General features: G+C 49.5%; 12 protein-coding genes. 8 read left to right on the forward strand and 4 right to left on the reverse strand.

Going from position 1 to position 22,827, the window contains the following annotated elements; all coding sequences use genetic code 11:
• Positions 1-119 precede the first annotated feature (119 nt).
• Positions 120-926: a hypothetical protein gene (locus tag IQ268_RS29120; protein WP_193886474.1), complete on the reverse strand. Its 807-nt coding sequence runs from the start codon at positions 924-926 to the stop codon at positions 120-122.
• A gap of 26 nt (positions 927-952) precedes the next feature.
• Positions 953-1,501: a J domain-containing protein gene (locus tag IQ268_RS29125; RefSeq protein ID WP_193886477.1), complete on the reverse strand. Its 549-nt coding sequence runs from the start codon at positions 1,499-1,501 to the stop codon at positions 953-955.
• A 204-nt stretch (positions 1,502-1,705) separates the two neighbouring features.
• On the opposite strand from IQ268_RS29125, the gene IQ268_RS29130 reads away from it, so the two are divergent.
• From IQ268_RS29130 to IQ268_RS29140, 3 genes are all read left to right on the forward strand, one after another.
• Entirely contained in the window at positions 1,706-2,047 is a 342-nt protein-coding gene (locus IQ268_RS29130; protein ID WP_193886479.1) for a hypothetical protein, read from the forward strand.
• A gap of 303 nt (positions 2,048-2,350) precedes the next feature.
• Positions 2,351-3,565 (forward strand): tetratricopeptide repeat protein, encoded by a 1,215-nt coding sequence (locus tag IQ268_RS29135; RefSeq protein ID WP_193886481.1) that lies wholly within the window; start codon positions 2,351-2,353, stop codon positions 3,563-3,565.
• Between the two features lie 28 nt (positions 3,566-3,593).
• Positions 3,594-4,865, forward strand: coding sequence for a glycosyltransferase family 2 protein (locus IQ268_RS29140; RefSeq protein ID WP_193886483.1), 1,272 nt, complete (start codon positions 3,594-3,596; stop codon positions 4,863-4,865).
• On the opposite strand, the gene IQ268_RS29145 is transcribed toward IQ268_RS29140, so the two are convergent.
• Positions 4,834-5,655, reverse strand: a complete 822-nt coding sequence (locus IQ268_RS29145; RefSeq protein ID WP_193886485.1) for a glycosyltransferase — start codon at positions 5,653-5,655, stop codon at positions 4,834-4,836. The two genes, IQ268_RS29140 and IQ268_RS29145, sit on opposite strands and share 32 nt — an antisense overlap.
• 675 nt (positions 5,656-6,330) lie before the next feature.
• Here IQ268_RS29145 and IQ268_RS29150 point away from each other — a divergent pair.
• From IQ268_RS29150 to IQ268_RS29220, 5 genes are all read left to right on the forward strand, one after another.
• A complete protein-coding gene (locus IQ268_RS29150; protein WP_193886487.1) occupies positions 6,331-7,059 on the forward strand; it encodes a hypothetical protein in 729 nt (242 codons plus the stop codon).
• A 176-nt stretch (positions 7,060-7,235) separates the two neighbouring features.
• On the forward strand, positions 7,236-17,951 hold the full coding sequence (locus IQ268_RS32545) for an FG-GAP-like repeat-containing protein (protein ID WP_228035825.1): 10,716 nt from the start codon (positions 7,236-7,238) through the stop codon (positions 17,949-17,951).
• A 71-nt stretch (positions 17,952-18,022) separates the two neighbouring features.
• Complete coding sequence (locus tag IQ268_RS29210) at positions 18,023-18,640, forward strand: hypothetical protein (protein ID WP_193886489.1); 618 nt, start codon at positions 18,023-18,025, stop codon at positions 18,638-18,640.
• A gap of 134 nt (positions 18,641-18,774) precedes the next feature.
• Entirely contained in the window at positions 18,775-19,320 is a 546-nt protein-coding gene (locus IQ268_RS29215) for a plasmid pRiA4b ORF-3 family protein (RefSeq protein WP_193886491.1), read from the forward strand.
• Between the two features lie 187 nt (positions 19,321-19,507).
• The gene (locus tag IQ268_RS29220) at positions 19,508-19,831 is read left to right on the forward strand and encodes a hypothetical protein (RefSeq protein WP_193886493.1); all 324 of its coding nucleotides are present in this window, start codon (positions 19,508-19,510) and stop codon (positions 19,829-19,831) included.
• Positions 19,832-20,056: 225 nt separating this feature from the next.
• Here the strand turns inward: IQ268_RS29220 and IQ268_RS29225 are convergent, their stop codons facing one another.
• On the reverse strand, positions 20,057-21,991 hold the full coding sequence (locus IQ268_RS29225) for a protelomerase family protein (RefSeq protein WP_193886495.1): 1,935 nt from the start codon (positions 21,989-21,991) through the stop codon (positions 20,057-20,059).
• Between the last annotated feature and the right edge of the window lie 836 nt (positions 21,992-22,827).

Raw genomic sequence — 22,827 nt, forward strand, 5'->3', positions numbered from 1 at the left:
GGCAGTCTGCCAACAGTTCATCGAGCATCTCATCAACGCGATTGGTTTCGTTCTTCTTTCTTGCCATGATGCGGTCTCCTGAGTTACTGGGATTTTAGACCGCTTACACAAAATCCTGATCAGTCTCTTGAACAGTCAAACAGGTGATGCACATGCATATCAAACGGACTAGCGGGTGTCTGCTTTTCTAACGTCACCTGGCACTTGTTGTTAGCAAGGGCTTTGACTTGCGCTTTGGCTTTTTGCACTTTTGCATCAAACGAGTCCAGGTATTTCCTTTGTTGCTCGATCGCGTCCTCATACACTTCGGCTACCGCCTCCGTCCATGCCCTGCGAGACTTCTGCGATAAGTTCTCAGACATATTTTGTGCAATACGAACTAATCCTCGTTGGCTCCAGTATTCGACATCTTCCACTGTGTCGAAGTGAACGCCCTTTTCCATTGGCTCACGCCCTGATAGGGCATAGTTTTGTTGTTCTCGTCGGGCCGCCGCATTGAGTCCTTTGCCGTTTGTATCCAGAAAACCGATCGCTCTAGGTCTTTTAACAAATACCAGGTTGCCGCGCACAACAAGATCATCGAGATCTTTAACCTCAAGAATGACTCGTCGCCGAACCAGCATCTGTCGAGTTCGTTTGCGGCGATTAGTTATTTTCTCGACCACTGCATCTACAAAGCCAGCCAGCCTCCCGGCTGTGTCAACTTCTTGAATATACTTGGCGATCGCCATTGCACCTTCTTCATAGAAGCGACGGGTGCCGATCGTTCGACTCAACCACTCAAAATGTTCACCCTCGGCTAGATCCCACTGGTCATCATCGCGTGCATCAAAAGTCTTACAAATGCTGTAGAGCCGTTTCAGTTGAATCCCCAGAATTTGCGCTGTCTCCTCAGCCGACATCAAGTCATGTTTGCGGTTGCTCATATCACTGGCTTAATTTGTGGTTTGCTTTAACGAAATGCCAGGAGCGAATCCCGCATTTTTTGTAGGCGCTCAAACACCTCACGATTCCCACCTTGATCCGGGTGATGCTGTTTGGCTAGACGGCGAAAGGCTGTATTGATATCATCGGAACTAGCCTCTTTAGGATCAAGGCTAAAAACGTGCCAGGGGCGGAAGTTCTTGAGGACATCGACCCCATTGATGCAGGTTGGTCCTTCTTCATGGCGCTCGTTATCAGGTACGCCCACCCACTCGCGGTAGAGGACAAGCCAACCTTCTTTTTTACGAAGATTGAAGTCACGTCCAGCAATTGCAAGCTTGAATGCCTCGTTTTTCTTCAAGTCTTTGACATCACTGCAATTGAATGCAGTAACTACGGCGGTTTGTAATTCTGCTAGCGTGAGTTCCTTTTGCTTGGGTTTAGAGTCCGCATCTGGTTTCTTTTTACGAGGCTTGGGCTGTGACTGAACAAATTCAGCGAAATCTCGCAGCAACTGTTCGTCGTATCCATGCTGGCTAGCAAGCTCCTGGATCTTGGTTTCTATTGCATTTGCCATAGTGTCACCCTTTTCTCCATAAATGTGAAAATTATCCTACAGCCAGATTCCTTTAAAGCTTTCCCGTTAGTCTGCGGCAATTACTATGAGAAGTTTGAAGGTTTCATGAAACATCAAAGAACTCTAACTTAAAGAATTAAGTAATTTATCTGGCGATCGCCGCTTTCAAGTGATTAGGATTGAGCCGTAGCGATAGGATAAACAATGCGATTCTTGCTCAAATTTATCGGGTTTGCACTGCTGCTGACTGGCATCTACTTTTTAGGGCAAAATATTCTCTTCACCACACAAACGTCTCCTTACTGGTGGAGAGATATTTCTGCTAGCGCATCTGTTCTAGCAGTGACGAGCGGTGTTATTGCCTTGCTGTTTTTTGGCAGAGCTACGCGGTCTCTGGGCTGGGGGTTAGTAGCGTTAGGAATCTTGCTGGTCTTTGTCAGTGGTGGAGTTGTCCTCAGACCAACCAGCTTATGGACTTTCTTCCTGGCATTCACCTCTTTAGCGGCTGGGATGCAACTGATTACCACTGGAAGAGTGAGTTTTTAGCAAAGCTTTACTGAGAAGGCGATCGCTTGATGAACCATGACCAACTTCAACCTTCAACTGGGCAATCGAGTCCGCAGACCTGGTAAGTATTGACAACAGCGTAACGGTTCGGGAACTCGTAAACGGCTGTAGTCGTTCCTACTTGCAAACTAAGCCTATTTCGGTTCTTGCGCTGTTTGGTGACATTGAAAGCGATTGCCCATTTAGACAACGGATTCTGTAGGAGTTTAGAGCCTATCCTTACTCTAGCCAATCCTAAAAGTTCGTAATGGTTATAGCGATTGTGCTGTAGTTAGGATTCTTATGGTTGAGGCCCTTCCATTGGGAAGACTAAAAGAGAATGCGTCCTCCAGTGCTATGAATCCCACCCTATTTTGGCTGACTTTGCTACCAATCATCGCTCATCTGTTTGGATGGAGTCCCCTGCTTATAGGGGTTACTGCGCCGACTGCGTTAGCTCAACCGTTTCAGGGTGTACCTGCTGGTTCAACAGCCCCCGATCGCGCTGCCAGGGCAGAAGCGATCACTGAACAAGGGGTTGCACAAGCGCATCAAGGAAACGTAGAAGGCGCATTGACAAGTTTCAATCAAGCGATCGAGCTAAATCCAACGTATGCCCGAGCGTATCTCAATCGCGGTACCATTCACTATCAGTTGAATCAGCTTGGATTAGCGCTAGCAGACTATAGCCACGCCATTAGGCTCGATGAGAGCAATGCGGCTCCCTTACATATCCAACAGCAGGCGTACGATGCTCGCGGCAAGTTGCGTTATGAACTAGGCGATCATAGAGGGGCGATCGACGATTCTACATCTGCCATTCGTCTGGATCCAAGTGATGCCGGTTCCTATACCAATCGGGGGCTGGTTCGACGAGTACTTGAGGACTATCCGGGGGCGATTGCCGATCACACTCGAGCAATCGAGCTACAGCCCCATGTGCCGGGTTGGCACTATAACCGAGGCAGTACGTATCGTCATGCTCACCAGCTTGAGGCCGCCCTTGCTGATTTTGACCGAGCGCTTGAACTCAACTCCCATTTTGCTTGGGCCTATCATAAACGTGGACTGACCCACTATGAGTTGGGACAGTATCAGGCTGCTAGCGACGATCTCAGCCGCTCGATTAGTTTGGGCTATGCTCCAGCAGACGTCTACTATCAGCGAGGCGAAGCCTATCGCAATTTGCATCAAACGACAGCAGCGATCGCAGATTATACTCAGGCCATCGCCTTATTTGAGAACTATGCCCTAGCGTATTTCAATCGGGGTACTGTGAGGGGTGAATCGGGCGACCCAGAAGGAGCCATTATGGATTTTAGCCGATACATTAGCTTAAAACCAAAAGCAGGAGAAGGATACCAAAATCGAGGGTATGCCTATGAGTTGCAGGGTAATTTCACTGCGGCAATTGCGGACTTTCAACACGCTTCTGAGTTGTATCAGGCTCAAGGGAAGGTGGAATTATCTCAATTGATGCGGCGTTGGATTGAGGACCTGCAACCACGAGGTCAGTGAATGGGGCTTATTAGAATTGGAGTTCACCATGACATCACTGCCGCTGGTTTCTATCATCATTCCCTGCTACAACGGGGCCGATCGCCTGCTTAGTTGCCTTGGGAGTTGTGCTCAGCAACAGTATCCTCACCTTGAAATTCTGGTCGTGGATAATGGTTCTACGGATCATTCAAGGGCGATCGCCGAGCAATTTGCTAATGTGTCTCCCCATCCTGTTCGGCTGTTGCACTGTTCCCAGCAGGGCGCTAATCATGCCCGCAATCACGGGTTCTCTCACGCGCAAGGAGAGTACATTCAGTGGTTGGATGCCGATGATGAACTGACACCCGGCAAGATTGAGGTGCAAGTGCAGGCATTGGAGAAGCAGAAGGCTGATGATATCGCTTATGGTGATTGGGAGTGGTGCTTTTACCAGCAGGGGCAACGACAGTCCAAATTAGCCTTTAGCAGTCAACCGATGGTAGACCCCTTACTGCGGTTTCTGCTGCACCACTGGCGACCACCTCACAGCTACTTACTGCGGTACAAAGCAGCAGAACGATTGCAGACAGTACACGCATGGCATCCTGATACACCGATTGGCACCGATCGAGAATACTTTACGATGGCTGCGGTTTTAGGGCTGCAATTTTTGTATGTGCCGGGAGCAACAGTTTGCTATAATCACTGGTCTGGCACTCAGATGAGTCGATCGGCTTCCTACTGGCAGCGGGTGTATAGTCTGAGGCAAATGTATGAGCGGTTCCAACAGCAGCTTGTGAACCGATCGACCGATCATCTCTCAGCAGCGCATTGGTTTCTATTAAAACAGAACTGGAATGTGTGGAAACTCGCTCCCGCTCAGCTAACGCAACTAGGAGCGGGCTGTTTTTGGTTGCAGCATCAGACAGTACCGGTGGGTATGACATTGACCCCTGCAGAAGCACGTATCGCTCTGGCATTGAGCCAGTTAGGTGGCACCTACACACTGGAAGATCAGTCCTACCGCATTCTAAGAGTGCTCTGGAAGCATATAGCGGGACGAACTGATGTGGATGCTGCCCGTGTGGGTATTGAATTGTCGAAAGCGGTTGGCTTACTGCCTATGGGTGAAGGGGCGATCGAGAATTTGCAACGGTTGCAACAGGAATCAACTCAGCAATCCCAGACCTCGATCGATACTATTCCTATCTCTGCACCCCTATTTCCAGAGCAACGATTAGCGGTATTGCGATTGCTGGATCAGCTGCGAGTGGTTGGATTATTAACATCGGGAGTGCAGCGTGAGGCTATTTCTCCCCTGGCTGTGGAGTCAGAGTAAGGTTTTTGGGTTGGAGAGAAAACTGCCCGACGAGTTGGCCGTCAATCTGTTGGGTTTGAACCTGAAGTTGGTAGCGATCGGCTAAGCTGCGTCGGTACAGTGCGCGGTTGATAGCCGCTTGTGCACTCTGAATCATATCTGCTTGCTGTTGCTGGGACATGCTCTGCGGATGGACTCGGTAGTAATAGAGCGGTCGTTGCAGATGATAGATTCCAGTGACTTCGGAAAAGCGGAGGCAGAGATCGTAGTCTTGCACAAAATCACACTGTTCGTCGATACCGCCGACTTGCTCAAACACAGAACGTCGCATCAAACGGAAGTGAAATACCATGAAGTGAACGAGCAACTGATTCCTAGAGTAAGGGATACGACAACGTTGCCCTAAACCAAGAATTTGATTGGTTTCATTAATGCATAGGTAATTGGTATAAACAAGCCCAATATGAGAATTGGCATCCAGGATGGCGATCGTTTCTTCCAGGGCAGTAGGTGCTAGCAGGTCATCGCTATCAATCCAGGCCAAGTAGGTGCCAGAAGTCATGGCGAAGGCAGATTTAAGAGATTGGGTTTGTCCTTGATGGAGTCCGGCAACAACACGGACGCGTGGGTGTTGAATGGCGTAGTGGCGAGCAATCCCTAGAGATGTGTCAGTAGATTGGTCATCCCAAAGAATAATCTCGACGTTCGAGTAGGTTTGACTGAGAAGGCTGTCGATCGCAGCAGGGAGGTAGCGCGATCGGTTGTAGATTGGGATAACGATAGAGACTGTTGGAGTGTCGTGATAATTCATGCCTTAGAAGCACAAAGGCTTTAAGCAGATTCTAGCCTCATCCTGGTGGAGCTTTAGCAATCAAATAACGCTCTCCTGATCTTGCCACTTTTTTTCTCCGCTTCGGTATGGATCACGTTAAGAAAGTAACAGTACAGCCACTTAAAGCAAACGAGCCTCAACTATATCGTATCCACGTCGATCACACTCCCACAAAAACGGCTTAACTTATACCTCATAGTGCTCCAAAAATTTTACAAGACTGAACTTCTTAAAATGACTTATCCCCTGTTGATGTTGAAGGAATATATCAAAACTTCATAAAGAATCATTAAAGCGACTTCCGTAATTCTACATGTTTATCAGAATGTAAAGACTTTCAAGTTCTGCTGACCATCCAACCAATATCTGTACGAACGCGTAAGGCTAGGCCAAATAGACCGAAATCGGCTGAGATTTACTTCAACCACTTAAGAGTAATTTCGTAAGTCCAGTGATCTTACGGAGAGGAAAAGAAAACCTTGCGAGTTATAAAAAGCGTGTTCAACAATGATTGGCTGCTCAGCCTATCAGCACTTACTTCAGCAATGTTGATTAGCTGCTCTTTGATTCACTTGTTGTCTTGGGTCTTGAGTTTAGCAATGAGCTACCCCTAATTCAGGGTGATTGCATTTACTATTTTTTGTTCATTTACCTATGGTTCAGACTTTAATGCTGCGGGAACACGCGATCGTGTTAGTGATTCCCGATTTCAAACCGCCTGCATTGACGTTAGAGATGCTCCACTATAGCGGTTGCATCCCCTCTGAGTGGGAGCTGGTTCATCCTCCTGTCTACACACAACAGGCCACACAATTTCGATTTCGTAATGGTATTTGTTTGACCGCTTATCCAGAGCGACTCCTGTTTAGTCAGGAAGCCCACACTCAGGCGCTTTCAGATAGTCAAATCGCTTCCCTGGTTCACAAGTACGTTGTTAGTTTTCCTCATGCTCGTTATCAAGCCGTTGGCATGAACTTCCACGGCGATGTGGCGTTTCCGCAAGGCAGCGATAATGCCCGCCACTTTATCACACAATTATTAAGTCCAGGACCCTGGCAAACGCTGGGTCAAGACCCAATGCAGGCGTCACTCACGTGTTCCTATCGACTCGATCGCTGCCAGTTGAACCTGGCAATTAGTTCTGCCATGCTCCGGGTAGCAGAAGAGCAAGCCGTTCCAGTCGTGACGTTTGCCGCCAATTTCAACTACAGCATTCCAGGTAACGTCTTGGAGGATCGCCTCGCGCAACTGTTGCAGGCCCTTACTCAATGGCAAACGAATTTAGACACCTATCAAGAATTAGTGAACACTCGTTTTCTAGTTCAGGTCAATACAACGGTTGATGCTTCTGAAGCATTAGTTGTTGGTGCGGGTAGCTGCTAAACCCAATCGCCGTATCCAGGCTAAACCGCTGTATTCAAGCTTGACTTAATTAACACCATTTCCCTAGTGAGGCGATCGCCATACCCGATAGCGTGGTGCGGTCGGCTAGGACGCTGGTGCAACCCTTTACACAGCCTAAATTTCCTGTCCTTTCTTAATATTTTGCTGAGGTCATCATGGACGAGTCGCAATTGATGCCACAGGTTGACGCGAGTTTGCCTGGATTGTCTACCGATCCCAAAGTGTTGAACCACCCATTGGGAACGACAATTCTATCGGCAAATCAGCCTTCCAGTTTAGCCGATTTGTCTACCAGTTTTGTGCCCTCAACCACAGAATTAGACTCCTTGGACAGGAGCCAGGTGTTCATGAATGGGGCAATTGCGGCACCGCGTTCAACGGAGACTACACCATCTGAAGATGGACTGATAGGAACGTCTAGCCAAGATCTGATCGTGGGTAATTCCCACACCAGTGACTTTGATCGCAATACCTCACTAGAACAGGTAGACAATGAATCGACTCAAGCACTTGCTGTGAGCTTATTGCCTGATTTAGTGGGACAATTCGGTACCATTACTTTGCCGCAAACGCTCACATCGGGTGGGCAAGGACAAGTGCAAGTTTCCCTCACCAATCAAGGTGTGGTTCCTGCGATCGGTTCACCGGCCATTGATCTATATTTCTCCAGCAATACAACGCTGGACGCCAACGACGTTTCGTTGACGCGTATCAACACCAATAATCTGCTGTTGCTTGTGGGACAGTCCCAAACCTACAGTAGTACCGTGACTGTACCAACCAACTTGGCAGCAGGGTCTTACTACTTATTGGCAAGAATTGACCCCACGAGTGTGCTGCTAGAGAGCAATGAAACCAATAACCTGGTCGTGAGCGGTTCCACGTTCACTTTATCACCGCCTGTGACTGTGACTGCGGCTCTCGCAAACGATACGGCTCCTAACGGCACGACGAATAGCGATCGCATTACCTCCGATGCCTCAATTACGGGAAGCGTCAGCACTCTAAGCAACCTTGCCAGCTTAAAAGCAGGTTTTGATGCGACTCCAGCTAATAATTACGTCAGTATTCAAGCTGATCTTGCCACCAATGGGACATTTACCCTAACCCGCAGTCGCTTAGAACAAATTTATGGGAGTGTCCTGCCTGATGGACAACACACCCTGCATTTCCAGACTCAAAATACATTCGGCACGGTTAGCACCTTTGATCTAACCTTTACCCTCGATACACTGGCACCCACCTCCGTATCCGTTGGATTAGACCCTGCCTTTGATACGGTTCCGGTAGGAGATGGACGAACCCTGTCCAGTTCCGTCACGTTAACTGGACAGACCGAAGCGGGGGCGATCGCCACGCTACAACCATTAGGCAATACTGCCACAGCTGCTACCAACGGACAGTTTCAGCTTACTGATGTTGCCCTAGCATTAGGTGCTAACACGTTCACTGTCCAAGCGAGCGATATTGCTGGAAATGTCACCAGTGCGATCACTCGTGTGGTTCGCAGTTCGTCCGGGGATGTTGTCACAGATTGGAACTCGATTCTGCTCAACGCGATTGAGAGCGACAAAACCTCCCCGCCAAGCGCTGCACGGAACATGGCGATCGTCCAAGCCTCTATATTTGATGCGGTTAATGCGATTGACCAGTCCTACACGCCCTACTACATCAGTGCGATCGCCCCAGATGGAGCCTCAATCGAAGCTGCCGCTGTTGGGGCCGCATACTATGCGTTAGTGGCGTTGTATCCGACACAGAAGCCCACATTCGATGCAGCACTAGCACAATCACTGGCGGCCATTCCAGACGGGCAATCGAAAGAAGATGGGCTGGCATTGGGCCAACGAGTGGCAGATTCGATTGTGGCATGGCGACAAAGCGATGGGTTCGATCGTTCTACGCAGTACACCCCTGAAACTGCCCCCGGCAAATGGAAGCCGACTGCTCCTGCCAATCAACCAGCTCTTGCCTCTCACTGGGGAACGGTAACCCCGTTCGCTTTAACAGCAGGCGATCAACTTCGTCCAGAGGGGCCACCGGCTCTTGATAGTGCTACATATACCAGTGATTTTAATCAGGTCAAAGAATTGGGTCGGAGCAATAGCTCCACTCGCACCGCCGATCAAACTCAGATTGCTCAATTTTGGGCAGATGGAGCGGGAACGTACACCCCTGCTGGACATTGGAACCAAATTGCCAAAGAAGTATCACTGCGTGAGGGCAATTCGATCGTTGCGAATGCTCGGTTGCTTGCCCTATTAGATATCGGTTTAGCGGATGCTGGAATTGCGGCCTGGGATGCCAAATACACTTACAATTTCTGGCGTCCTATCACGGCTATCCAACAAGCAGATACCGATGGCAATCCGTTAACTGACGCTGATCCTAGTTGGACTCCACTGCTAACGACTCCTCCATTCCCAGATTATGTGTCCGGGCACAGTACCTACAGCGGTACGGCTGATGCAATTCTAAGCGATGTCTTGGGCAGTGATCTGAGCTTCACCAGTAACTCGGTAGGGCTACCCGATGTATCCCGTACGTTTACCAATTTCACAAATGCTGCCGATGAAGCAGGCATGAGCCGCATTTACGGTGGTATTCATTTCGACGCAGCCAACCAGGACGGCTTGGCGCTAGGACGATCGATCGGTTCCTATATCATCGATCAGGTACTTGATGAGACGCCGGTATTGCTGCAAGCGCAGTTAGGCAATGATACAGCACCACAAGGCACCACCAATACCGATACATTGACCACTGACCCCACTATTACCGGGCGAGTGCTCGATTTGGATCGGCTAGTAACGCTCAAAGCTGGAATCGACGGGATGGCAGCGGCAGACTTTGTCGATATTACGGCTGAGGTCGGCAGCAATGGTAGCTTTACGCTCGATCGAGCCAAACTGGAGCAGATATTAGGCACGACCTTCACCGAGGGTAGGCATACGGTTTACCTACAAGCGACTGATCCACAAGGGCAACTCTTGCAAATCCAAGTAGGCTTTACGCTGGATACCACAGCCCCCTCTGTGCAGGTGGAAGTTCCCTTAGTGGAGGGGAACCATAGCGATCGAGTGCGGTTAATTGGCTCAATTCTGGATGATGGTTCAGGAGCATCAACCACTGGGTCAGTGATAGTGGATAACCAGGCAAGCACGCCATTGACGATCGATGCCCAAGGCGAGTTTGACCAATCGATATCGAATACTGCGCTGGCTCAAGGTGCTCATCAAGTAGCGCTGAGTGCGTTCGATCGAGCAGGCAACGTGGGGCAAGCGGCGGTTGACTTTCAGGTGAGTTCTGATTTCCTGGTAGGTCCAGCTAATTCGATTGGGTGGGGGGCAAAAGGTCCTGACCCAGTGATTTTAGGGGAACAAAACAGCTTTGTGGTTCAAACTGCCCTGGCGGTGGAGCTAGGACAATCAACCGGCTCCCGTAAGCTGCGCTTTGAGATTGAGTCGAGCGTGGACACCACGGACACGACCCCTGCCATTGAAGACCAGTTGCTGGTTTATCTGGTTGATCCAGCCAAGCCATCGCAGACGTTGCTCGATCGTGGTGAAGCAGGGACAGCCTTGTTCTCATTAGCAGGTACTCAGGCAGAATTTACACCGGGGTTAGTGCGCTTTGACGGTACAGCAGTCGAGATTGATTTGACAAGCTTAAAGGATAAGACCAGTGGGCTGTTGGTCGTTCAATGGGTGAATCTTGATGGCGACACGGGCAGCGTGGTCAAGTTACATAACTTTACGAATGAGATAGACCCAGAGGGAGTCGAAAGTCCAATCTTCTCACCTGCGATTAATCGAGCCGAGGTAGGGTCAGCGATCGACTCCACGACGCTGACCCCAACGACTGATCTCCAACTTCAATGGAGCAATGTTCATCTCGATGCGGCAACCGGGCGCTATGTGGTTGATGTATCGGTTCGTAACCTGGGTGATCCAACTGGGCGGCAGGTCATAGTTGCATTTCCAGAGTTACCCACCGGAGTGCAGATTCTCAACCCCTCTGGTGTGGATGCCAATAATGACCCGTACATTAATTTGCAAGCGGCGATTCCACCTGGTGGATTAGACAAGGGGGCCAGTTCCGATGTGGTGCAGGTCGTCATCAACAATCCGAATCTGGCGCAATTTGATCTACAGCCAACGGTACTGATTGGTGCGCCCAATCGTGCGCCGGTGTTTGATGCCATTGGCTCTTTATCTATTTTGCCAGGAGACACCTTAGAGGTGCCGTTGGTCGCCATTGACCCCGATGGCGATCGGGTAACGTTCTCAATTCGCTCAGATGAGGCTCTGCCAACCGGAAAACTTCGTGCTGATGGCACATTAGTGTTCACACCCACACCAGAAGAAGTGGGAACCTACACATTCACAATGATTGCGACTGATGGTGGCTTGACCACCGAGCAACAGGTGACATTGGCTGTCACCGCTGACCCAGTGACCACCACTCGTCTGAGCGGCGTGATTCAGAACACAGCTCAGCAACCATTAGCAGGTGTGGTTATTGATTTAGGGGGAACTCAGGTCACGACTGCATCGGATGGCTCCTTTGTGTTGGCGTTTGCCGGTGAATTACCGAGCGATACGCTCAAGGTACATGCAGAGGGCATCAGCGGTAATTATCCGTTTATCGCCGAAAAGCTACCGCTGTTGTTGGGGCATGAGGTGTATGGCAATGTCAACAATGTCATTAGCCGCCCTATTTATTTGCCGCCGATCGATGTCGCTAATGCCGAAACGCTCGATCCTAATGTTGATACGTTAGTCGAGACAGCCACTATTCCAGGCGCGTCTGTCTTTGTCAAAGCAGGAAGTCTGCTAGATCAACAGAACAATCTGTATACAGGACAATTAAGCATCACCGAAGTTCCAACCGATCTAACCCCTGCTGCGTTACCCGCTGATCTGAAACCTGATTTGGTAGTAACGATTCAACCAGGTGAGATGGTCTTCACCCAACCCGCCCCCCTAGAACTGCCTAACCGAGCGGGGTATAGACCTGGAAGCCTGATGGAGTTGTGGTCAATCAATCCTACAACCGGTGATTTTGATAAAGTGGGTGTGGGGCGAGTCAGTGCTGATGGTAGCGTTGTGGAAACCATTGAAGGTGGAATTCGCAATAGCAGTTGGCACTTCTTTGCACCTGCTAATCGCTTCAACAGCCCAGAGGGCGATCCCTATAATCCAGATATTGCCTGCAACCAGTGTGCGGAATCGCGGCCATGTACCTCCAGTGTTGAACTGCACTCTGGAGCCATTACGGAAACCCATGATTTGGTCACGTACCAATCGTTAGGGATGAATCGAGGAGTGACGCTGACCTATGATTCCCTGCGAGCCGATCCACGTCCTATTCTGCATTTTGGTTACAACAATATTCGAGATGTGAACAGCCGCGTTGTCGGAATGCTGAGTGTGGCCCGCGATGGCTTTGAATACCAGGTGCCGGGATTTGAGGGAGGACAGTATGGGCTTGAAGGAGGGGAACATCTGTGGTCGATCGATCCGACAACTAGGAGTGCAGATGCTGCAATTCAAGCAGATTTGAGTGACTTGCCATCGGGGCAATATCAATATACTCTCCGCAGTGGAATATACCAACCGTTTGGCGATCGCTTTGGTGGGGCACTCAATCGCAGCACTGGAGAGTTCCTGCATGTCAACAGTGTTCATAGTGCCTTTGGTAGTGGTTGGGGCTTGTCTGGACTCCAAGAACTGGTGGAAAACGACGACGGTTCTATCTTATTAATCGATGGCGATGGTAGTGAGGATCTCTTTCAACGTGAGTCTAATGGTCAGTATCGATCGCCGGGAGGAGATTTCTCGACGCTGGAGCGCTTAGCGGATGGCACATTTCGCCGCACGCTGAAAGACCAAACGGTGTATGAATTTAATGCTCAAAATCAACTCGCTTCAGTGCGTGAGGCAGATGGTAATGAGATGCGCTATGTCTATGACAGTGCAGGCAAACTGAGCAAAATTATTGATCCGGTGGGGTTAGAAACTACTTTTACCTACATCGGCGATCGCGTTAGTACGATTACTGACCCGGCCAATCGCGTTACCCAACTGGAGTACGATACCGTTGGAAACTTGACCCGGATCATCGACCCAGATGAAACCAGTCGCACCTGGGAGTATGACCGTCGTCACCACATGACGGCAGAAATCGATCAGCGGAACTACCGGGAAGAGACGCTCTATGATTTTGCTGGACGTGCTATCAAGGGTATTCGCAAAGATGGGTCTGTGATTCAGTTAACGCCAGTACAAACGCAGGGATTACTGCGTCCGGAGCAAACCAGTGATCCAATGGCAGCTCCAATGGCGGCGGTTCTCCCCTCTGAAGCGATCGCCAGTTATGTTGATGGCAATGGCAATGTCACAACGATGCAGCTTGATCGAGCAGGACAGGCGATCGAGCGCAGTGATGGGGGTGGAACACTACCCACGACTCGTCGCAATGCCAATAACCTGGTCAGTACCCGCACCGATGCTCGTGACAATACTACGATTTACTCCTATGACGATCGCGGCAATGTCACTAAAATTCAGGAAGAACTGACCCTAGAGGTCGGTACAGGGCCTGGAACCTCTTTCTCTAGCGTTAGTGATTCCTTTGAAGGGGATGGAGACATTGCTGTAGTTGGTGACCTGAATGGGGATGGACTGCCCGATATTGTGACCGATGCTCGTAACGGCGATGTTGTGATCCATCTAGGCAACGGTGATGGAACCTTTATCAGAGGAAACAGTGTTGATGCGAACTATCCGAATGTATTCATGCTGGCAGATACGAACGGAGATGGACTCCTAGATCTGGTCACTGGCTCCTATAACGAGGATGGCAGTGGAAACGAAGGACGGGTCTCAGTGTGGATGGGCAATGGTGCTGGCAATTTTACAGCGCGTCGAGATTTTGCCGTCCCTTATACCCCAACAACGCTAAAAGTGGGTGACTTCGATGGGGATGGCTTCTCAGATGTGGTAGCGCTTAATCGTTACTACCAAACTGCATCTGTGTTGTTGGGCGATGGAGCAACTTTTGCTCCAGCCATTACTTCCACAACAGGAGAAGAGCCTCAGTATGTTGAATTTTCAGACCTCAATCGTGACAATATTCTTGATCTGATGACAGCTGACGATGAGTCTGAATCGATTGCCATACAGCTAGGCCGTGTAGATGGCACCCTGGAGGCAAGCACTTTCATTGAGTTAGATGCTCCCCTGGATAGTTTCGCATTGGGTGACATCAATGAAGATGGCGATTTAGATCTACTCGTCGGCTATGGCTATGCCGTTGATGGAATGGAATTGCGCTTAGGTAATGGCGATGGCACCTTTGCTGAGGCCAGTTTAGTGCCAATTGAGAATGGAATCTACGACATTGTAGTTGCTGACGTAACTAACGATCAGCATCTGGATGTGTTGCTGAATGGAAGTGGTGGCACCGCTGTCTTGGCTGGAGATGGAACCGGAGCATTTGCTGATCCAATTGAGCTGTATGAGATTGGCTACATTGACGATGCTGTCTTGTCCGACCTCGACCGTGATGGTGACCTGGATATCGTTACACCGGAGCGCAACGGCATCTTCCTCAATGGGATTGGGCAAGAGCAAGTGGAGCGGCAATATGCGTATGATGCAACGTTTAATCAAGTCGTCGAGGAAGTGGATGAGTTAGGGCGGATTTCGCTATACGAAATTGATCCTCTCACGGGCGATCGGTTGTCAATGACGCGGGTGGTGGGAGCGATCGGGGGTGCTGATGATGTCGTCACGCGCTATACCTATATCCCTCAAGGGCAAGCCGGGGCAGGGCAGTTGGACATAGAAACCGATCCTCTGGGACGAGTGACGGACTATGACTATGATGCGTTGGGTCGGGTCGTGAAGGCGACTTTTGCCAAGGGGACGATCGATGAGGCGGTACAGCAGTTTGAATACGATGCGGCAGGCAATCAAATTGCGATGATTGATGCCAATGGCAATCGCACGGAGTATGTGTATGATGCCATGAATCGATTAGTGCAGACGATCGAGGCTGACCCGGATGGCGCAGGGATATTGACTTCGCCTACGACAGGTTACACCTACGATGCAGACGGTAATCAACTGACGATGACCGATGCGAATGGCAACCTGACCCGCAGCCAATATGATGACATGGGGCGTTTGGTTCAGACGCTTAAGGCTGATCCGGATGGGAATAGTGGCCCATTGTCTTCCCCAGTAATGACCTATATCTACGACCAGGCAGGGAATCAGGTGGCGATGATTGACCCACTAGGTCGAGAAACGCGCCATGTGTATGATAGCCGCGATCGCCTGATTGCTATGATACGCCCCGATGGTTCTGTGATAAAGCAGCAGTATGATGCGGATAATCAGCGCACGACAGAAACGGATGCCAATAGCAATCAAACGCGATCGGTCTATGATGAGCGGGGACGGTTGGTGCGTCGCTTTGATGCAGATAATAAGCTGACGACGTTTATCTACGATGCGGCGAATCAACTGGTGGCACAGGTGGATGCGAATGGGCATCGCATGGAGTATGAGTATGATGATCTGGGTCGTCGCATTCAGGTGATTGATGGTCCGGATACGTTGGAGGAGACCACCAGTACTACTGAGTATGACAAGGTCGGTAATGTCACCAAAGAGATCGATGGGCTGGGGCATAAGACGGAATATGTCTATGACAACCTTGATCGCCAAACTCACATCATTGATGCCTTGCCTGATCCTGGCATCACGATCATGAACTATGACGATGTCGGCAATCTGGTTTCGTTGACTGACCCGGTGAACAACACAACCACGTTTACCTACGATGCACTCGATCGCCTGGTTGCTGAGACCAATGAGCTGAACAAAACCCGCACTCATGCGTATGATGCCAACGGTAATCGGATTGCGACGGTCGATCGCAATAACCGCACTCGTACCTTCACCTACGACAAGCTCGATCGCCAGGTAGCAGAAAACTGGCTTGATATCAACGGCACTGTAATTCGCACCGCGACGATGACCTATGATGCGGCTGACCAACTCATCCTAGTCAGCGATCCTGATTCCACGTACCGTTTTAGCTATGATGCGCTGGGTCGTCAGGTTGGAGTGGATAATGCGGGTACACCCGGAGTCGCAAGTGTGGCATTGACTTATGGCTATGACGATCAAGGGAATCTGGTCTCGGTCAGTGATGCGATCGATGGTCAAGCGGGGGCAGTAACGGCTTACAGTTATGACACGCTCGATCGCGTTACCCAAATCACGCAAAGTGGTAACAACGTCAGCGATAAGCGAGTCAACTTTACCTATAGTCCGATCGGACAAGTGCAGACGATCGATCGCTATTCTGACCTCAATGGCACTCAACTGGTGACAGGCACAACCTACACCTACGATCCGCTCAATCGTCTCGATTTACTAACACATAAGAACTTAGCAGGAACACCCACGGCGTTCTATGACTTTGAGTATGATGATGCGAATCGCATCACGCAAATCATTGATGTCGATGGCACGACCGATTACAGCTACAACGATCGCAATGAACTGACAGGAGCCGATCGGACTGACCCAACTAATGCCGACGAAACCTACGCCTATGACAAAAATGGCAATCGCACTAACTATGTCACAGGAACGAACAACCGATTGGAATCAGACGGCATCTACACCTATATTTATGATGACGAAGGCAATTTGATTCAGAAAACAGAGATTGCCGCAGGCAAAGTGAGGCAATTCGTTTGGGATTATCGTAATCGTCTAGTGTCGGTGATTGATGAAAATGCTGTGGGTGTTGAGACACAGCAGGTTGAGTATACCTACGATGCAATGAATCGGAGAATTGCTAAGGCGATCGACTCTGATGGCATTGGGAGTGGGACTGCTGCAACAACCCACTTTGTGTACGATCGCGACAACGTTATTCTAGAATTCACCAGCAACTCTCTCAGTCAACGCTACTTGCATGGAACACAGGTCGATCAGGTATTAGCACAGGAAAACGGTAGTGGTGAAACAGTTTGGCATCTGACGGATCATCTGGGGACGGTGAAGAATTTGGTTGATGGGAGTGGGGCTGTAGTCAATTACGTGAAATATGATTCATTTGGGAAAGTGGTGAGTGAGACAAATGGGGCGATCGGCTCTCGTTACCAATTCACTGGACGTGAGTTTGATGCAGAAACGGGATTGTATTTCTACAGAGCAAGGTACTATGATGCGAGTGTGGGGAGGTTCGTGAGTGAAGATCCGATTGGGTTTGCAGGAGGTGATGCTAATCTTTTTGGGTATGCAAAAAATCAGCCAGTAAATAACACCGATCCTTTCGGAACAACTTCCACGGAACTGACACAACTTCTGACTATTGCTACACCTAGAAGTCCAGGAAGCAGTATTTATAGATACCCGGAATCACCCAACTACGGTATTGCCTTCGCAACTGCAACTGCTTGGTTCTACTTGATAACGGAATCAGAAAGGCGTGAATCAAGAGACCTCAGTTCTAGAGGAGGGACAGTTCCTTGGCTGCTGTTCGGACCGCTCAAAGGTCCAACTGGCAGGGGTGTTCTTCGCCCTGTTGGAACAAGTGGGCCTGACCCTACCATAGAGTTGCAACCGGATAGAGGAGGTCGGCACAACACACCTGGACATGAAGTCGCTACGGAGGTTAAATTTGAATACTCTGACCCAGATAGTTATGACTACTGCCCCGCTATTCCCCCTTTGAGATCAGCACAGGAGATGGAACAACAAGAGCGACCCTCTTTATTTGAGCAGTTTCTAGACGGAGTGAGAGATTTGATATGGCATTGGCCTTATGGTCCACTATCTTAGACAAATTTTCTGTCTTTCTAAAGGGGACTTATAGTGTAAACTCTAGTCTACTGTTTTGAGGTGAGTGGAGTATGTATCCGCTTTCTGAAACACAATATCGGGCTGAAGCTGAATCTAAACTTCGCCAAGTATTCATTACTGATAATCCGTTTGGACAACCTTTTTCAACCAGTGTTGCTGCTCGAAAAATTCTTTACCCTTTCTTTAGTTATCTGGAGGAACCTTTTCTAGTACCTCTAATCAAAGCAGCAATCAATGTGGGAGATACAGGTTGTTACCTAACTCAGCTTTGGAGGGATGAAAACGAGTCTAGTCCCAATCATTGCTACATTCCCCTATCTGAACTGTCTAGAGGATACACCGCACCACCTTTTAGTGAAGAACTCATCGAGGTTAAAACAGGAATGAAGCTCCTTTCTGAGTATGTACTTTATTCAGAGAGAGGGAAATGGGGGGTTATGGTTTCACATGAACATCACGGATTGCTAGGTGGTTCATTGGAATTTATGGACATAGTATCCCAAGAAATTCCAGATATAGATGAACAGGTTTGTAAGTTCTTAGATGATTTTCGTCAATTGAAAGTGGCCGGAAGACATCTCACATTAGACTGGTTACCTGAGTTCTTAGAACATGTATATGGTAGAGAAGTAGCAGAAAGAATGTTGATTGAAACAAAACTACCCTGATAGGGATAAAAATCAGAATAGATCGATTACACCTATGATGTGATGAATCAGACGTTGTCAAAGACGATCGACTCTTGTCGGAGAGTGGAAAAAAGTTGGGGATTGCTTGAGACGTGGTGCATTAGCATTAAGGGATGCTTGAACCTGGTACCTCCGTAACCTATCAACTCCACGTTTCCCTCATTGGCATCAGTCCGATGATCTGGAGACGGCTCATGGTGAGTGGGAACAGCACCATCGAAGACCTGCACTACATTTTGCAAATTGCGCTGGGTTGGAGTGACGACCACCTCAACCGATTCACCATCCACGGCAAGGACTACGGTGTGTCGCATCCCGGTGGCATCTGGTTCAGTGATGACCCCGCTCAAGTTCATCTAGCAGGCCTCCAATTACGAGAACGAGAGAAGTTTCTTTACGAGTACGACTTCAGTGATCGCTGGTGTCACCAGATTCGAGTCGAGGCGATTGTCCATTCAGATCGCCCTTTACCGGCTCCGGTTTGTCTTGCTGGAAAACGAGCGGCTCCCCCCGAAGATTGTGGCGAACCTGAGGTGTCGCGTACCGCGATAAATGACTGTGATCCGGCGCTAGCTGAGCGCGATCGATCGAGGATGAAATGCTTACTAGGAGGGAGTTTGCGTTATGTAACACGCTACTTTAGGGTCGTCCCGCGCTAAATGACTGCAGATTGAGGGGGTTAAATTCGCCGCTAATTGACCGCGCGTTTGGCAAATTGCTGTAGTTGTGGCGGATTAGAGTGAGATGTTGAGGGGGGGTGAGAATGTGAACCTAATGAAAACGTTCGCCGCTATTTGACCGGCCTGAGCGTATAATCAGCGATATTCAATTCATCGAGGTTGCGCGATGGATCAGGCAACCGAATCGACTTCAAGCTCCCCTGGTGCTGCAAGGCAACTTGTCCTGCGGCTGCCGACCCCTGAGGCAGACGATTCTTGGGCGATCGTGGAGGTGGGAGGAGAACTGCCGGAGTATGTGCAGCAGCGAATGCGTATCATTCAGCAGCTATTGGCAGCGCGAGGGACGAAAACATATGCGCAAGTGCAGGGGCAAGCTGCCCGCAGTTTAGGGATTAGTGTGCGGAGTCTGAGACGACTGGTGTCGCGTCCGGCGATAAATGACTGTGATCCGCCCACGGGATGCGCAACGAGGTTGAGTAGGGAAGGCTGAAAGGGTTACTAGGAGGGGGATTGAGGGGAAGGTTGTTGAGACAATGACTCCTAAAGGGCGTGAAACAGGAGACTTACAGATGGGTTGGGGGTCTGCAAGAGGGATGCCGCGATCGCCCAAGCTGTGGGAGACTGCTGAGCAAGCGATTGAGACTTGAGCAGACCAATGGGGCGTTGATCCCAAAGTTGGGTCAGTGAGGCGATTGAACTTCGGTTTGGTTTGTTTCTATCGATCTAGTTGAGCATCGAGCCAGGTATCGAACTCTTCCTTGAGTTGAGGAAGTTGATGGGATCGCCCGTAATTTTGTCGTCGTTCGTCGAGGGAGCGATCGCCGTTGTACTGGTTCATGGTGGATTCGATTTGATGCCAGAAGGGTTTGACGGTGAGACTGATATTGCTTCCGGTTAGGGTGCCGATGAGTGATTGAGTGATGGCCCACTGGTTTTCATGGTCAACCTGCTCGTTGTGCTGCTGAATGAACTGCACCGCCCCTTCGAGTTTGGCTTGTGCCGATCGCCGACCCGGTTTGCGCTTAGGGGTGGGTGAAGGTTGAGCGATCGGTTGCTCTTGAGCTAAATCGTTACCTTCAGGGTTAGGGGTGGTGCCGGACGGTGTTGAGTTTGATGGTTGGGGTGATGCTGATCCGGGTTGGCTATTAGAACTGAGTGCAGCAGGTTGATTGTTGGCGGAGAGCAAACGCCCAAACGCCTCTAGTTTTGCCTTGTAGGAATCGTTTTCTGCCTGCAATGAGTGGATCTGCTGCTGTAGGGGTTGTACCGTTGCGGCCTGGTGGTGTGCCGATCGCTCCAACTGAGCCACCTGTTGCTGCAAGGCTTCCACTTGCAGTGCGAGGCGATCGCGTTCTGATTGAAGTGCCTCGGCACGTTGTTTTTGGTCTTCAACTTGCCGACGTAGAAAACCGATGGTGTTAGAGAGTTCCGTCAAAGCTTCCATGAATCGGGTCTCCGGTGTGGTTTCAGTGGTGGGTGCAGGTAAGTTCTCAGGGGTGACTGTGTTTGCTGGCTGTGCTGTTGGTTGTGCTGTTGGTTGTGCTGCTGGCTGTGCTGTTGGTTGTGTTGTTGGCTCTGGCTGACTAATGGCTTCAGGGTTGAGCAAAACGCCCTTAGAGCCAATGTGTCTGCCGTTGGAGTCTGTCAGGTAGTAGTGAAAGTAATGGGCTGTGGAAGGGCTGTTTTTGAGCGTCTGTAAGTTGCATTGGCCGATGATATGACCTAACTGTTCCTGCAAGAAGCGGTGTTCTCCCTGGGTCGGAGGGCAAAACAGATGGATAGCGGCGATCGCGTAGATTGCTCTGAGGTTGTGAATGGTGGTGGCTGATTCACCCTCCAGGGTAGGCACGATGCCTGATTCACCAAAATACCGTTGAGTGTGACGCTGAACGGATTTGTTCATCCTGGCGTTGATCTGCTGGGTGGATAATTCTTGCAACTCCTGAACCCGTTCTAGCCTGCGGAAGCGTCCAATAGCCTTCCAAACCTCAGAAGCCGGAACCAAGCAGAGCGTGTTGTAGGCTTCGGCTTCGTCCCGCTTCTTCAGTTGCCCTGCAAAACGCAACGTGTAGGGATCGGCAGTCTTAGAAAACCTGTGCTGAACGACTTCACTGAACCTGCGACCAGTCACAGCAGCAATTCCAACCGCCAAATCATTGTGATCATGGCTGGTTAGCAGCCTTCGTGCTTCCTCCAGGTATCGCTCCAGGTTCACAGGTTTAAGGTTGTCCTGCTTCTGGTTGTTACGGGTATTGTCTTCCTGAGCAATGTTTGTATACTCGTCTGTGTACTTCATCACTGTATAGGCGTAGTGCCCATGAAAGTGAACGACCTCACCAGTGCGTTTGGTGTAGTCGTAGTCGAGCAGAGTGTTTTTAGTTAGTGGCAAGTTTCCGTCCTCAGTCGCCGCTAGAATGGCTTTGCGGTACTTGGGGATGTAGTTTTTAGCGACCGTGGCTTGTGGGTAGCCCTGTTCTAGTAGTGCAATTTCATCAGCACAGAGTTGGTCAATCTCAGCCCGGTTGTCTAAGGACTTGAGGCGAACGATAAAGGAGTTAACCAAGGCTGATACCTCGTCACCCGTGAGGCGTGTTCTAGCTCCTGCTGCAATGCGATCGTGGTATCGCTGTAGAATAGCTTCTCGGTTCATGGCAGTGGAAGGGGTAGGTAGAAGGACTCAGGGACAGAGCAATCGGTTAAGGCTTCGAGTAGTAGGTGTGGCTGTGTACAGTTCTATTGTACACCTATAGATCTGTACATACAACTCTAAATCATACAAATATACACAGTTATTTTCAACTAACTGCAAGGGGTAGGTAAAGCCAGGACTTAAGCCAGTGGCTAGTAAAGCTGCTAGGCGATCGCCTAGCACTGTTGTTGCCGCACGACAGACCTGTACAATTAAGTCTAAACACGAATGATACAAATCTCTTATCACTCATGTATGTATACGTCTAATTGATTGGAAATTTGTATAGGTCTACTGGTATTTTAGGGTAGTTGTTTATAGCTGAGAGAGGCGATCGGTTTTGCTGCAATTCTTCACAAACGCTACAACTCATATATATCAATGCTTTCGGGGTTTTAGTGGTATACAACACTTGGAGCGATCGCTTATACAGGAGTATACAAGAGCGAAATACAGGGATATACAAGAGTGCGATCGCCTATACGGGAATATACAAAGGGCGATCGCTTATAAGGAACGTACAAGGGTGCGATCGATAAAATGAGTGCGATCGCTGTAACTGTTACACAGTAATGCTTGCAAGGTTTCATAAATATGTAATGCTGGTGGCGATCGCCTACACAGGGATATACAAAAGGTGGTACAGGGATATACAAGAGTGCGATCGCCTATACAGGGGTATACAGTTCTCTTATACAGGAGTATACACATGGGTGTACATTGTCTTATGTTATATAACATAAGACAATGTACACCCATGTGTATACTCCTGTATAAGAGAACTGTATACCCCTGTA

Origin of the sequence: Oculatella sp. LEGE 06141 (assembly GCF_015207605.1) — a bacterium.
In the GTDB taxonomy this organism is placed as follows: Bacteria; Cyanobacteriota; Cyanobacteriia; order Elainellales; family Elainellaceae; genus Oculatella.

Excerpts from the sequence above, each read along its gene's own strand:
- IQ268_RS29140 (WP_193886483.1), top strand. The coding sequence starts at position 3,594 with ATGACATCACTGCCGCTGGTTTCTATCATCATTCCCTGCTACAACGGG.
- IQ268_RS29130 (WP_193886479.1), top strand. The coding sequence starts at position 1,706 with ATGCGATTCTTGCTCAAATTTATCGGGTTTGCACTGCTGCTGACTGGC.
- IQ268_RS29150 (WP_193886487.1), top strand. The coding sequence starts at position 6,331 with ATGGTTCAGACTTTAATGCTGCGGGAACACGCGATCGTGTTAGTGATT.
- IQ268_RS29210 (WP_193886489.1), top strand. The coding sequence starts at position 18,023 with ATGTATCCGCTTTCTGAAACACAATATCGGGCTGAAGCTGAATCTAAA.
- IQ268_RS29215 (WP_193886491.1), top strand. The coding sequence starts at position 18,775 with ATGCTTGAACCTGGTACCTCCGTAACCTATCAACTCCACGTTTCCCTC.
- IQ268_RS29220 (WP_193886493.1), top strand. The coding sequence starts at position 19,508 with ATGGATCAGGCAACCGAATCGACTTCAAGCTCCCCTGGTGCTGCAAGG.
- IQ268_RS29120 (WP_193886474.1), bottom strand. The coding sequence starts at position 926 with ATGAGCAACCGCAAACATGACTTGATGTCGGCTGAGGAGACAGCGCAA.
- IQ268_RS32545 (WP_228035825.1), top strand. The coding sequence starts at position 7,236 with ATGGACGAGTCGCAATTGATGCCACAGGTTGACGCGAGTTTGCCTGGA.
- IQ268_RS29135 (WP_193886481.1), top strand. The coding sequence starts at position 2,351 with ATGGTTGAGGCCCTTCCATTGGGAAGACTAAAAGAGAATGCGTCCTCC.
- IQ268_RS29225 (WP_193886495.1), bottom strand. The coding sequence starts at position 21,991 with ATGAACCGAGAAGCTATTCTACAGCGATACCACGATCGCATTGCAGCA.
- IQ268_RS29145 (WP_193886485.1), bottom strand. The coding sequence starts at position 5,655 with ATGAATTATCACGACACTCCAACAGTCTCTATCGTTATCCCAATCTAC.
- IQ268_RS29125 (WP_193886477.1), bottom strand. The coding sequence starts at position 1,501 with ATGGCAAATGCAATAGAAACCAAGATCCAGGAGCTTGCTAGCCAGCAT.